This is a genomic window from Pseudobdellovibrionaceae bacterium (genome assembly GCA_020635075.1).
Classification (GTDB): Bacteria; Bdellovibrionota; Bdellovibrionia; order Bdellovibrionales; family UBA1609; genus JADZEO01.
Window position 1 is genome coordinate 536561 of the sequence record JACKAM010000001.1, and the last position, 13334, is coordinate 549894.

At 50.7% G+C, this 13334-nt stretch carries 15 protein-coding genes; 9 read left to right on the forward strand and 6 right to left on the reverse strand.

The window, feature by feature from the left end:
* Positions 1–16 precede the first annotated feature (16 nt).
* Positions 17–601: a DnaJ domain-containing protein gene (locus H6624_02255; protein ID MCB9083133.1), complete on the reverse strand. Its 585-nt coding sequence runs from the start codon at positions 599–601 to the stop codon at positions 17–19.
* Between the two features lie 324 nt (positions 602–925).
* On the opposite strand from H6624_02255, the gene H6624_02260 reads away from it, so the two are divergent.
* The 3 genes from H6624_02260 (at position 926) to H6624_02270 (ending at position 3738) form a co-directional block, all read left to right on the forward strand.
* Complete coding sequence (locus H6624_02260; GenBank protein MCB9083134.1) at positions 926–1363, forward strand: hypothetical protein; 438 nt, start codon at positions 926–928, stop codon at positions 1361–1363.
* 120 nt (positions 1364–1483) lie between these two features.
* The gene (gene map / locus H6624_02265) at positions 1484–2242 is read left to right on the forward strand and encodes a type I methionyl aminopeptidase (protein ID MCB9083135.1); all 759 of its coding nucleotides are present in this window, start codon (positions 1484–1486) and stop codon (positions 2240–2242) included.
* Positions 2243–2379: 137 nt separating this feature from the next.
* Positions 2380–3738 (forward strand): adenosylhomocysteinase, encoded by a 1359-nt coding sequence (locus H6624_02270; GenBank protein MCB9083136.1) that lies wholly within the window; start codon positions 2380–2382, stop codon positions 3736–3738.
* A gap of 78 nt (positions 3739–3816) precedes the next feature.
* Here H6624_02270 and H6624_02275 read toward each other — a convergent pair whose 3' ends face one another.
* The 4 genes from H6624_02275 to H6624_02290 all read right to left on the reverse strand — a co-directional run bounded on the left by H6624_02275 (position 3817) and on the right by H6624_02290 (position 6870).
* Positions 3817–4473, reverse strand: a complete 657-nt coding sequence (locus H6624_02275; GenBank protein MCB9083137.1) for a c-type cytochrome — start codon at positions 4471–4473, stop codon at positions 3817–3819.
* 298 nt (positions 4474–4771) lie between these two features.
* On the reverse strand, positions 4772–5287 hold the full coding sequence (gene orn / locus H6624_02280; GenBank protein MCB9083138.1) for an oligoribonuclease: 516 nt from the start codon (positions 5285–5287) through the stop codon (positions 4772–4774).
* A 425-nt stretch (positions 5288–5712) separates the two neighbouring features.
* Positions 5713–5994, reverse strand: a complete 282-nt coding sequence (locus H6624_02285; GenBank protein ID MCB9083139.1) for a Smr/MutS family protein — start codon at positions 5992–5994, stop codon at positions 5713–5715.
* A 21-nt stretch (positions 5995–6015) separates the two neighbouring features.
* Positions 6016–6870 (reverse strand): hypothetical protein, encoded by an 855-nt coding sequence (locus H6624_02290; protein ID MCB9083140.1) that lies wholly within the window; start codon positions 6868–6870, stop codon positions 6016–6018.
* Positions 6871–7099: 229 nt separating this feature from the next.
* Between H6624_02290 and H6624_02295 the strand changes: the two genes are divergently transcribed.
* The 4 genes from H6624_02295 (at position 7100) to H6624_02310 (ending at position 10672) form a co-directional block, all read left to right on the forward strand.
* Positions 7100–7855, forward strand: coding sequence for a queuosine precursor transporter (locus tag H6624_02295; GenBank protein MCB9083141.1), 756 nt, complete (start codon positions 7100–7102; stop codon positions 7853–7855).
* A 232-nt stretch (positions 7856–8087) separates the two neighbouring features.
* Positions 8088–9863, forward strand: coding sequence for a DUF1538 domain-containing protein (locus H6624_02300; protein MCB9083142.1), 1776 nt, complete (start codon positions 8088–8090; stop codon positions 9861–9863).
* 18 nt (positions 9864–9881) lie between these two features.
* Entirely contained in the window at positions 9882–10259 is a 378-nt protein-coding gene (locus H6624_02305) for a P-II family nitrogen regulator (protein ID MCB9083143.1), read from the forward strand.
* A complete protein-coding gene (locus H6624_02310) occupies positions 10256–10672 on the forward strand; it encodes a hypothetical protein (GenBank protein ID MCB9083144.1) in 417 nt (138 codons plus the stop codon). Before H6624_02305 ends, H6624_02310 begins: the two co-directional genes overlap by 4 nt.
* Before the next feature lie 68 nt (positions 10673–10740).
* Here H6624_02310 and H6624_02315 read toward each other — a convergent pair whose 3' ends face one another.
* Entirely contained in the window at positions 10741–11103 is a 363-nt protein-coding gene (locus tag H6624_02315) for a hypothetical protein (GenBank protein MCB9083145.1), read from the reverse strand.
* Positions 11104–11320: 217 nt separating this feature from the next.
* Between H6624_02315 and H6624_02320 the strand changes: the two genes are divergently transcribed.
* Together H6624_02320 and H6624_02325 are read left to right on the forward strand one after the other, a co-directional pair.
* Complete coding sequence (locus H6624_02320) at positions 11321–12103, forward strand: SDR family oxidoreductase (protein ID MCB9083146.1); 783 nt, start codon at positions 11321–11323, stop codon at positions 12101–12103.
* Positions 12100–13326 (forward strand): LLM class flavin-dependent oxidoreductase, encoded by a 1227-nt coding sequence (locus tag H6624_02325; protein MCB9083147.1) that lies wholly within the window; start codon positions 12100–12102, stop codon positions 13324–13326. Before H6624_02320 ends, H6624_02325 begins: the two co-directional genes overlap by 4 nt.
* Positions 13327–13334: the final 8 nt, after the last annotated feature.

Consider the following 13334-nt stretch of genomic DNA (forward strand, 5'->3'; position numbering starts at 1 on the left):
CGAAAAATTCGCAGGATCAAGCGGCCTTGTCCCTTTCGGGAGAGGTCGTTTGTGTATGGATCGCCAAGAACTCCTTCTCCAGGATTTCGAAGGCCTCTTGTAGGGATTGGAAATCCTCAGCCGCTGTTGGGCTTCCCTTGTCAGGGTGGCACTTATGGGCCAGGCTTCTGTAGGTCCTCTTAAGATCTATATATAGGAGGGGGAATTTCAATTCTCCACCCAAGCGACGAAAAATCTCCTGGGCGAAACAGCCGGATGGGGAAAGTTTGGTCAAACAGAGGGTTTGGTCAGGTTCTCTCTGTTCGGAGCGGGGGGGTTGTGTCTCAGGAGGAAGTGGATCTTGTGTCGGAGAGAATTCAGCGAGAAGTGAGAGGACTCCAGAGATGGGTTTAAAGCGGAAGGCTGCGTAGCTTTTGCGTCCTAAGGGGATCCTATAGTCCTCGACTGCGGGGCTGAAACCATCGATGTGGTGTATTTCCGCAACACCCATGGGCATAGGGGTGGGTGGGGAATGGGACTGAGACTGAGATTCGCAAGGTGGAGATGGGGTGGTGGCCATCTTTTCCTGCAAAATCTCCCGAAAACTCTTTTCCTGTCCCATAATAATTCATCGGCAAAGATGGGCGTGAAGATGATTTTCCCTCGGGAAATGAGGGAACTTCTAGCCCTCTCTCTAGGGGGAATCCCGACCTCTGTAGTTGAAAAACGGGGGGAGAGGGGTGTTTTGGGGGCGGTTTCAGAGGGAAAATGGGTCTCTCCCGAGGGGGGAAAGGGGGTTTTCCGGGGGGGAAAGGGCATTTTCCGAGGGAAAAAGTGCATTTTTATGGTTTTTTTCTTTGGACATCCCTAGGCAAATAAGTATCATCAAGGTGTTCAATAAAAAGCCAAATAGGTAATATGTTTTTACCGAACGGGGAGGAAACGAATGGCTAAGAAGAGAAAGAAAGCAACTAAGAAGAAGGCAACCAAGAAAAAAGCAACTAAGAAAGCTGCTAAGAAGGCGACTAAGAAAAAAGCCGCCAAAAAAGCAACTAAGAAAAAGGCTACAAAAAAGAAGGCAACTAAGAAAGCTGCTAAGAAAGCTACTAAAAAGGCTACAAAGAAGAAGACAAAGCGTAAGCCGAATCCTGCTTTCATGAAGCCCTTGAAGCCTAGCGCTGCCTTGGCTGCAGTTGTTGGTACTAGTCCTCTTCCTCGCACTCAGGTTGTGAAGAAGCTTTGGGCTTACATCAAGAAGCACAACCTTCAGGATGCTAAGAACCGTCGTAACATCAATGCTGACGCCAAACTTAAGGGCGTTTTCGGCAAGAACACTGTTACTATGTTCGAAATGACTAAGATCGTAAATAAGCACTTGTCTTAAGATCGGTCATAGACAGAAATAAAGGCCCGCATCTGAGTATGCGGGCTTTTTTTTTGACCGGAATCAACCCTTGCGGCCTTGGGGCGCTATCTGCTACAAAAAGGGCCTAGATGAGGCGATATGACTCCTATAGCTGCCAATGAAATTCGACTGATGGAACAGGTCTGCCAGCTGGCTGCGGCCACTCTGGCCCATGTGGCAAAGTTCATTAAGCCGGGCGTGACCACCAATGAGCTAGATCAGATCGTCTATGATTTCACTTTGAGCCATGATGCAGTCCCAGCTCCGCTTAATTATAACGGCTTTCCCAAGTCTATTTGCACCTCAGTAAATGCCTGCATCTGCCACGGCGTCCCTGACAATATCCCACTCAGAGAGGGGGATATGCTCAATGTGGATGTGACCAGTGTGAAACAGGGTTTTTTTGGCGACACCTCGGCCACCTATTTTGTGGGAGAGGTCAGCGATCGAGCCAAGAAGCTGACTGAGGTTGCTGAGCAGGCCATGCTCAAGGGCATTGAAGTGGTCAGGCCTTTTGGGACCACTGGTGATATTGGCTTTGCTATCAACAAGTATGTGACCAAAAAGGGTTATTTCCCCGTTAAAGAGATTGGTGGTCACGGCATTGGCAAAAAGTTCCACACCGACCCCTTTGTCCCTTCCTATGGCAAGAAGGGCCGGGGAGAGAAGCTGGTGCCCTTTACATGTATTACGGTCGAGCCCATGATCAACGAGACCGATGCGCCGATCAAAGAAATGAGCATCCCGAACTCATCCATCAAGTATTATGAGACCGGAGATGGGACTCTGTCGGCTCAGTTTGAGCACACCATCCTCATCACCGACAAGCGCTACGAAATCCTCACCTCCCTCGATTAATAATGCACTTGAGCCAGATTTTGTGAGTCTTGCAATTTCCCCTGGAATGGGTAGACTGCCCTTCTGAATACAATCATGAGCGTTGATTTGACGCTATCACCCTAAATAGGAGCCCTATTGTGCAAGAGGTAATGGATATGACCACTAACACGCCCAAAAAGACTCAAACCCAAGAGCCGGATTACCGTGTTTGTCGGGAGGCCATGGAAGATCCCAAGAAGTTTGCCGAGCTGGCTCGCTGGGGCCGCGAAGAAATCAAGATCGCCGAAACCGAGATGCCCGGCCTGATGGCCCTGAGAGAAGAATATGGGCCCAAGAAGCCTCTTAAAGACGTCAAGATTGCCGGGTGCCTGCACATGACCATCCAGACAGCTGTGCTCATTGAGACGCTCACAGCTCTGGGCGCCGAAATTCGCTGGAGTTCCTGTAATATCTTTTCCACCCAGGACCATGCTGCGGTTGCTATGGCGGCTGCCGGCATTCCTGTTTTTGCCTGGAAGGGTGAGACGGAAGAGGAGTTTAACTGGTGCATCGAGCAGACCATCGTCGGTTGGGGGCCTGAGGGGTTCGACCTGATTCTCGATGACGGCGGTGACTTGACCAATATGATGCATGAACCTCGCTTTGCCGAGTTGATGAAAAAAGTCGTTGGTCTCTCTGAGGAGACGACCACTGGTGTTCATAACCTGGAGAAGATGCTGAAAGAGGGGCGCCTGAAGTGTCCGGCCATTAACGTCAATGACTCTGTGACTAAGTCCAAGTTTGATAATCTCTATGGCTGTCGTGAGTCCTTGGCCGACGGAATCAAGCGCGCCACAGACACCATGGTGGCTGGCAAGATTGTGGCGGTGGCTGGCTACGGCGATGTGGGTAAAGGCTGTGCCCAGAGCATGCGTGGCTTTGGTGCCCGCGTTCTGGTGACCGAGATTGATCCCATCTGTGCTCTTCAGGCGGCAATGGAAGGTTTTGAAGTCACCACCATGGAAGAGGCCGTCAATGAGGCCGACATTTTTGTCACCACCACCGGTTGTTGCGATATTATCGTCGAGAAGCACTTCAATAAGATGAAGGACGGCGCAATCGTCTGTAACATCGGCCACTTTGATATTGAGATCGACATGGCTTGGCTCAACGCCAACTCGCAAATCAACGAAGTGAAGCCCCAGGTAGACATTCACACCCTCAAAAACGGCCACAAGATCATTGTTTTGGCCAAGGGCCGTTTGGTGAACTTGGGCTGCGCCACGGGTCACCCATCCTTTGTGATGTCCAACTCCTTCACCAACCAGGTGTTGGCTCAGATGGAACTCTGGAACAACCGTGAGGCCTATAAGGAAATTGCGGTCTACCGTCTGCCAAAGCAGTTGGACGAGAAAGTAGCGGCTCTTCACTTGAGTAAACTCGGGGTCAAACTGACCAAGCTGACGGACAAGCAAGCCAGTTACCTGGGCCTGGACGAAAAAGGCCCTTTTAAGCCCGAGCACTATCGCTACTAATCGGCAGCGAACGACAGTCTAAAACGCAAAAAGCCCTGATTCTCATCAGGGCTTTTTTGTTTTATGAGTGACCTTGCTTTAGATGCTACCCAAATAATCAGCAATCGCCTGAATCTGGGCCGGACTCAGCTGACCTTGAAGACCCACCATTTGGCCAACAGTACCGATGGCATTGGTGATCTGTCCTGCCGTACGACCGCGCTTGGTGGAAGCCGCGCCCACGCCGTGGCAGCTGGCACAGTAGGTGTTATACAGTACAGTTCCTGATGGTCCGCCACCACCTCCAGGAGGAGGAGTTCCCGGTGGAGGAGCCGGTGGTAGATTGGGTGAGGCATTAGGGTCGCCACCGCCCAAAACAATAATCCAATCTCGCACCATTTGTCGGTCAGAAGCCGAAATCTCGCCATCGTGAGGCATCAGGCCATCAACCATCACCAGGTACACAGGCGAATTTTGCGGCTCACCCGGGACAATCCAGTCATCAGCCGTTAAGGCATCCACATCGAGAATATCCGGAATCGGCGTAGTGGTCGCCGATGTCGGCGAATGACATCCAGAACAAGCAGTTTGCAAAACGCCCAAGGCGCCGGCCGTAATCCGCTCGTTGTTGATGGCATTGAGGTCGACAAGATTCTCATTGAACTTGTCGTGACTCGACATGCAGTTTTGAAATGAAAGCACTATTAATGTGAGACCGCTCACTACAGCGATCTTAGAACCCCATCGTTTGCCCATAGAGGTCCGCCCCCCGAATTTTTACGCACAGTAGTCTGACCAAAAATCTTTTTTTGTTTGTCAGCATCTTCGGAAAAAACGGCCCGCATTGCCCCAACTGACAAGTTCCTTTAATTATCCGGCATTTGGTAAATAAACCCTAGCGAGGGGATGGTAGAAATCTCCCCCTGGGACACTTAGGGCGCGAGCAGCAATAGGCTGTGAGGCCTCGCAAATTTTCTGCAGCAATTGGCCAAAGCTTCGCCAGGGGATTTTGTCTCAACTTGAAACAGGTAAGCTTCCCGCTCAAGAGTCAAGCTTAGGTCCTGATAAAGGAAAGATAGAACTTTAGTTCGTTGATGGACTCTTGAATGTCATCCGTGGCTCGGTGGGTGTTCTGCTTTTCAAATTTCTGATTGTAGAAGTTGTTAAAGATCAACTTAAAGGCCGTCACGTCGAGCATCCGGTAGTGGAGTTTTTCTGCAAAACGAGAGAAGTACTTATCAATAAACAGGCGATCTTGGCCTATGGAATTCCCGCACAGGACCACCTTTTCGTCACTCCAAAAGCGATTGGCCAAATCAATCAAATCGTTTTCCACCAAGTCAGGTTCCTTGCCTGATGGAATCATGGCCGTCAGCCCCGAGTCACCATGATGGGATTTGTTCCAGTCATCCATATTGTCCAGATAGTGTTGGGGCTGGCGAATGACAGCATGATAAGTTTCTAGGGATTCTAGTTTCTTATTGGTGATGACTGCAGCCACCTCAATAGGGACTTCCTTGTTCACATCCAATCCCGTCATTTCCATATCCAGCCACAGCATATGTTCCATTGTGCTCACCCCCAACTGATCTGATTGACGAAACCATTTTCTAATCTAAATTGGGAGCTGACAAGCTTTGGTGTGGTGTATTTTAACCGTGAATGACGAAAGTGAGGAGCAAACAGAGAACTCCTCCAGTAGCCATTCCGAGAAGAAAGCGGGTGAGAGATCCCTTCATCTGTTGGATCATGATTTCATTCATACAAACTCTCCTAAAAAGTCAGCCTCGGCGCTCTTTCAATCAGCGCCTCTACCTTTATCAATTCCATAAATTGTGCCCTCTCAGCTCGGCTCAGGTGTCTTGGGGGCGGAAGGGAATTGACTGGATATTGAGCACTCATGCCCTAGGGTCGGATATCCCAGGTGATTTCAATAGATTAAGGTGATTAGTTGGCTAGCTGGGCAAGATGACAATCCCGGGCCCAAACGGGCAACTATTCCAGGTGAATGACCAAAACGCCCTCGTTAGGGCGGCCATCAGCGAGCCTCTCGTGGCTCCAATGGTAATGGGCCTTGCGCAAGTAATCGATCACCACTTTCTGAACGAGGCCCTTGCCTTTACCGGTCATGATGCGAGCGGTGTGAGCCCCGCGCTGACTTTCTTTGAGTAAAAAGGCGTCGACCAGATCAAAGACCTCGTCGGTGGTGCGGCCGTGGAGATCCAAGGTCTTGCCCTTGGCCTTTCCAGTATTTTTGTTTTTTGCTCGACCAGCCATGGGGTTCACTCACAATCCAGATTAGCGTCGACCGATGCCATTACGAACAAGGTCGCCACCTTCGGTGAGGATCTCCAGTGTGCCTTCGCCGTCGATGGAGCTTGTCACAGTCAGTTGAATACTGGCTCCACCTTTGGCGGTTTGGCTGATGGGCATTCCCTTCGCTGCCAGAAGATTCTGACCAATCAAAGTTAGCTTTGCGGTATTGACCTGAATAGGAAGTCCAAAACCGGTGGTGTTCAAAGCAAAGTTGGCAAATACCAACTCGTTGGCTTCAATCAGAGCCAAACCACCAGGAGCCATTTCCCCACACAAAATCACCCGATCAGCAATCATCAGGTGGACTCCCTGATCGCGGGCAATGATCACGTCTTCAGATATCACTTTGGCTTTGCGTCCCGCAGCCAACAGTTCTTTAACAGCAGTTTCGTTTTCACAGCCAATAACCAAGTCCGTGCCCTTTTCAATTTTGGCCAACGAGGTGGGGACTGAATCATGCACAATGGAGGTTTGGCGAATCAAGCGCTGGGCTTTGGCATCCTCAAGGGGTTTGGATTCCACCTTTTCCCCTGTGCGTCCACTTTGCAAACGCAACTTGATCCGCGGATCCAACACCCGTTGGGTAACTCCCGTGGCGGCCGCTTGGTCTTGCACCATCACTCCGGCAAGGAGGATTTCGCCGGGAACAGAGGTGGACTCCAGAATGGTCTCCGCCTGGGCGGCCAAGGCTTGGGCTTTTTTCATTTGTTCCTCGGAAGCGGCCACAGCCTTGTTGGCCTTGTCGTTAGCGGCTTTGGCGGCGTGTTCTTTGCGTGAGCTGTCGCAGGCTGATAGGGCGACGGCCAGGGTGATCAACACAAGCACTTTTGATTTCATGGGCACATCCTCTGAGTTCTGAGTTCGCTCTGCCTAGATGCAAAGCAGATGCACATTGAAAGGCTCTCTCGTGACTGAGAGAAGGGTATCTCTGTCATTCTCCTAGGCGCCGGTGACAAATTGTGTTACCGAAAGATACCCCGGTATCTTTTGGTATTGCAGTGTTCTAGTCTGGGGCCAACACCCTAAAGTCGGCATCGACAGGCTAGGCGAATAGGGGGGAGCTGATATGAGTCTGACACCATTACAAGAGCGGCGAGAGCGGGTGTTCCTTGTTCTCGCTGCCATCTTTTGGGGCTCAATGACCTTACTTAACGTCATTGGTATCACCAAGTTCATTCACATTGGTCCCTTGGCATTAGCCGTAGGGGTTCTCCCTTACCCGCTGACGTTTTTGTGTACGGATTTGATTTCGGAACTGTTCGGGAAAAAGCGCGCAAATATGGTGGTGTGGGTGGGATTGGGCCTCAATGTTTTTGTGATTTCCGTTATGTATTTAGGTCACCTCATGCCAGGGGTTTCGCCTGAGCTTCAGCCGCCGTGGCAGTCTCTGGTTTTCGCCAAGCCAGTACCTTTAGCCAACGGCGAGACTCTGGCTGAACAAGGCGAGTTGTTCCATCTTCTCTACGCTTGCACAGCCGGATCGGTTTTGGCCTCCATGGTGGCCTATATCGCGGCTCAGTTTTGCGATGTCTACCTTTTTCACTTTTGGAAACGGGTAACTCGGGGAAGGCATTTGTGGGTGCGCAACAACTTTAGCACTCTGGTCAGCCAGGCCATCGACAGCTTTGCCGTTATCAGCATTACTTTTGGGGCCATGCTATTCAAAGGAGAGATGGTGCTAGCGGCATTTTTAAGTCTTATGGGTAGCAATTATTTGTTTAAGATGGTGGCCGCTCTTTGCGATACCCTTCCCTTTTATGTAGGGGTTCACTACCTGAGTCGCTGGCTCAAGATCAATCCTGAAGAGGAACATAATTTTTAAAAGGGCATTTTTCATTTCTGATTTGCTGAATGCTCGTCTGTTCATTCGAATCTAGGGTCGGGTGGCCGAGTTGTTGACCCTTCTGACCTCGACTTTTAGCCGGTCACTAAACAGTTAAGATCGCCTTCTATCGGGTGTTTAACTTGACTCACTCCCGTGGCTTCTTAGAATAGTAAGTACCTAAAAACTCTCAAGGATCGAGATTATACGCCTAACCGCGGAAAGGGATTTCATGGAGCCAGGAATCCGCTATGGGGAATTTGTTCGAGAAATGTCGGTACGCCAAGCTCAGATCAGCTTCAACGATCTGGCGGTAAAGCCCCAAAAAGATGATCAGGGAAATGACATCCCGATCAAACCTGAAAAGCTCTCCGTTACCGGAACAGACATCTACCGGATCTTGGCGCCCTACACCAGTGTGCGTTTCATTGAGCAGGTGAAGGCTGTCGTACCACTGGCTGTCTACTTGGTGATTTTTCAAATATTCATTCTCCGTCAAGGGGTGACGGACGCCTTTATTATTACGGGCGGTTTGTTCTCGGTGATGTTGGGACTCATGCTCTTTATGGAAGGTCTCAAACTGGGTCTTATGCCTTTTGGAGAGTCGATCGGTAACACTCTGCCAGTAAAGTCCCCACTGCCAGTCGTTTTGCTTATTGCCTTTTTACTTGGTGTGGGAGTGACGTTTGCGGAGCCGGCGATTGGTGCTCTTAAAGCGGCAGGGCAAATTGTCCAGGTTGATAAGGCTCCCTACCTCTATGCCATTCTCAACAAGTACTCCGACGTTTTGGTCCTAATGGTAGGTGCCGGCGTTGGTTTGGCGGCCATCTTAGGGACATTGCGGTTTGTCTATGATTGGAGTTTAAAACCACTGATCTACTGCAGTTTGATTCCCGTCTTGGCCCTCACTGGCTACATTGGAATGTTTGATCCTGAACTGTCTAAACTGATTGGTCTCGCCTGGGACTGTGGCGCGGTGACAACAGGACCGGTAACGGTGCCTCTGGTTTTATCTCTTGGAATTGGAGTCGCCTCAGTCGTGGGACGAGGGGATTCCACCCTTTCGGGTTTCGGAATTGTGACCCTGGCGTCGTTATTTCCCATCATGGGTGCTCTCTGCGTGGGACTGTATATCAGCCACACCACCTCTCCAGAGGCCATTATTGCGGCGGCGGCCGAAATGTCTGGTAAGACCACTGAATTGGGCTGGTGGGAACAAACTCCCTGGAACGAAATCATCCTCGCCATTCGCGCCATCGTGCCGCTGGTGATCTTTCTGGTCCTGGTGATGAAAGCTGTATTGCGGGAAAAGATTCGTAACTCTGGAATTGTTTTTTACGGCATTTTCCTGGCGGTGGTTGGCATGGGTATTTTCAATGTCGGTCTCACCTATGGTCTTGCCAAGCTGGGTGACCAGTCGGGGAGTTTAGTGCCGGCGGCCTTCACGCAAATTGAGGCTGTGACTGACTCGCCTCTGTATTGGCGTAACCTGGGTCTATTTATCGCCTTTGCCTTCGCCTTCTTCCTTGGTTTTGGAGCGACTCTGGCAGAGCCCGCTTTGAATGCCCTGGGGATGACGGTGCAAAACCTCACCAATGGAGCCTTTAAGAAATCCATGCTCATGTATTCAGTTTCCTTCGGTGTGGCGGTAGGAATTGCCTTGGGCGTGGCCAAGCTGGTGTTCAATTGGCAACTCATGTACCTATTGATTCCCGGATATTTGGGGCTTTTGATTCTGACTTACTTTTCGACAGAAGAATTCGTCAATGTGGGTTGGGATTCAGCGGGTGTGACCACAGGTCCAGTCACCGTGCCCCTGGTTTTGGCCATGGGATTGGGCTTTGGTAATGCCACAGGCGTCATTGAAGGGTTTGGAATTCTCTCGATGGCTTCACTCTGCCCCATTTTATCAGTCCTCACCATGGGCCTCTATGTACAGAATAAAGCCAAATCAAAGGCCCGGTCACAAGGCGCATCTAGTGTTAAACCGTCAGCCGCTTCTGCTTAAGTTTAAAGGAGTATCAACATGTCACAACAACGTTCGCTAACCGTGTTAACTGATGCCTCTCTGATCACTTGTATTGTGGAAAAAGGGCAGGCCGATACCATTGTGAAAGCCGCTCGCGAAGCCGGAGCCCAGGGGGCCACGGTTTACTATGCGCGTGGGTCGGGAGTCAGAGAGCGACTCGGTCTTCTCGGCGTCGCCGTGGAAGTTGAAAAAGAGATCATCAATATCGTGGTTTCCTCAGAACAGGCCGACTACGTATTCGAGAAGATGTACCTGGCCGGACAGCTGGACACTCCGGGTAAAGGGTTTATTTACATCACGCCTTTGGAAAAGGCCGGGACTTTTATTCCTCCGGTGGTCTTGGAGAAGCTGGGATCCAATGGGAGGCATCGATGAGTAAGATTGAGCGCAAAGAACTTGAAGGACGCTTGATCACCTGTGTGCTTCCCAAGGGAAAGGGGTTACCTCTTGTTCAGGCCCTCTATGAAGAAGGTATCACCCGCGCCCATTTCGCCTTTGCCCGGGGTTTTGACATTCACGATCCACCGGGGCGTGGTGGAATTCCTGAAGAGGTGGAGAAAGACCTGGTGACAGTGCCTTGTAAGGACATTGGTCAGGCGGATGAGTTGTTTCACTTCATTTATGAGAAGGCAGGGATCAATCACTTGGGAGGTGGTTTCATGTACATGACCCGCTTGTCGGTGGCGACTCCCTATTTTCTTCCGAGCATGGAAGATCTCAAGAAGGCCTCACAAGGCTCACCAGCCACTCGTGACCCTGGGAAGTCGGGTCCTTCGCCTAGGCCTTAGTGGATTGAGTCAACGGCAAAAAAAAAGCCGCTCATTGAGCGGCTTTTTTTTACAGAGGCGACCAACTATCAGTTGCACTCAAATCCGGCTTCGACCAATCGATTCTTGATGCGATTGAACACTTCCTCACAGTAAGAAATGTCATTTTGCGCGTTGGCCACCACCTTGTCCGTGCCAAACTTGGTGTAGTGGACTTCGCATCCGCCGCCATCGGGCTTGACCACCTCTAGCTGTCGTTCATCGCCAGGAGCCTTGCAAACAGCCGCGCCGGCTGAGTTTGCTGCTGCCTTGGCAGGAGCCGCATCTGCCTTTGGGGTTTCTTCGCTTTTGGCTTCAGCAGCGGCTGGGGCTGCAGTGTCACCGGTCGGAGCCCCGTCCTTCTTTTTTGTTGAGGCGCAGGAGAAGATAAAAAGGGTAGCGATTAGCACCATTAGAATTCTCATGGGGGTCCTTTCCTTGTTGCATTGAAGAATGGTGTAAGACTTTCCCTTATGTTAATTAAGTTATTGCTATCTGTCCACTTTACATAGAGCGTTATGGTCTGTGGTATTGTCTTTCCCCCAGTCTCATGTACAAAATGCGTGTTGGTTTTACCCTCGGGCCCTCAGGTGAGGGACATTGACGCTTTCCTAACGGTGAGGTGATACCATTCAACAGGAATTAAATGGCAAAACAGCTTTAGTTTGCGGGGCATCCCAAGGAATTGGCGCCGCCACAGCTCGACAATTGGCCGAGCAAGGGGCCAAGGTCCTGCTTTTGGCGAGAAATGAATCGGAGTTAGCCAAGGTCAGGGATTCATTACCCGACCCCAGCAATCACCGACTTCTAGTTGCCGACTTGGCGAAATTACCGCAGTTGCTGGAGCAGGTTCAGGCCGCTCTTTCTGAAGTGGGGCCCATTCACATTCTGGTGTGCAATTCCGGAGGCCCTAAAGGCGGGCCTTTGCTCGATGCCAAGCCGGAAGAGTTCCTTCAGGCCTTTCAGCAGCATGTTTTGGCCAACCATCTTCTTGTGCAAATGTTAGTGCCCGGAATGAAAGACGCGGGATACGGGCGGATCATAAACATCATTTCCACCTCAGTTAAAATGCCCATCCCTAATCTTGGCGTTTCTAACACCATTCGCGGGGCTGTTGCCAGTTGGGCAAAAACCTTGGCCAATGAGTTGGGGCCTATTGGTATTACCGTGAACAATGTACTTCCCGGTTATACTGCCACCGATCGACTGTCGACATTGATTGAAGCCACTGCTGGCCGACTCAACCAAGCCAAGGACAAGGTGGAGCATGATTGGAAGATGAGCGTTCCTTTACGCCGGTTTGCCAAGCCTGAAGAGACGGCTCAAGCCGTTGGCTACTTGGCTAGTCCTGCTGGGGCCTACATCAATGGCATTAACCTTCCTGTCGATGGGGGAAGGCTGGGTTGTCTATGAAGTTTGATGCATTTTTCTCCATTTGCCAGACCGAAGTGGATGGATACACTCCGAGTGAGCGGGTCATGTTTGAAAATTTCTTTGATCAACTCCAATTGGCCGATGAGTTGGGCTATGGCACGGCCTGGTTGGCTGAGACCCACTTGTCCTGTCAGGTGCAAAAGCAAAACCCGCAGGCGGTGATCCCTCACTTTAAGGGAGAGATTGGTCTCAACACCGATATTTTGCAAATGGCCCACGTCATTTTTGCTCGCACCAAAAATATCGAAGTGGGAAGTGCCATCCGCAATATCCTTTGCAACGGTGGCCCTATTGCCAATGCCGAAGCGATCAAGACGTTTTTATCTCTGCATGGCCTCAACGATCAGGAAAAACGGCGGCTACATTTGGGCTTTGCGTCTGGACGTTTTGAGTTTTCCAACATTCCTTATGGAATTAAACCCCGCAACCGGGCGGAAAAGGCGGCATGGCCGGTGGTGAAGGGCAAGATTCTCAATGAAGCCACCGAAATCATGCTGCGCTTTCTTCGTGGCGATGTGTTTTGCTCTAAAGATGTGGCTGCACAGATCATGATGCCCGAAGATTTTCGTTCGACTGAGGATTGGAATCGAGCCTGGGAGGCTCACCTGCAGGATGGTGGTGATGCCAACGCAAAACAGATTCCTCTTCGGAGTCGGTGGGAGTTTGATCAGGTGGGAGTCATCCCTTTTGATGCGCCTTTAAGATTGTTAAATTTGGTTTTGGGCAGTCACGATCCCAAGCTCCAGGAGATGGCCAACAAGTACCTGCCTGTGTCGGTGTTTAATCTGTCGATCACGCCTCCTGAGGTGATTGAACAAACCCACGAGCGCATGAGAAAGGTCTATCACCCTGACGGCGGCACCTGGCAGAGAGATTTTATGCCGAGGACGGCTTTGATCTATGTGGATGATACCTCTGGATTGTCGAGAGAGGCCAAAACTCAAAAAGCCAAGAAGGCAGCTGAGAAAGCCTGGGCCACCTATTGGACGGCCATGGAGGGAACTCTGGACCCACAAAAGGTGGAAGCCGCAGTAGGTAATACTTTGGCAGGGAGTCCAGAGGACTTGGCTGAGCAAATTAAGGCCAAGTACCACCCGGATGATCGCCTGATGTTATGGTTTGATTTCAACAATCACAACAACCAAGAAGTGAAATCCAGTATGCGAACCTTTATGGAGAAGGTCGCCCCCTTGTTGAACTAAAGGAAGCC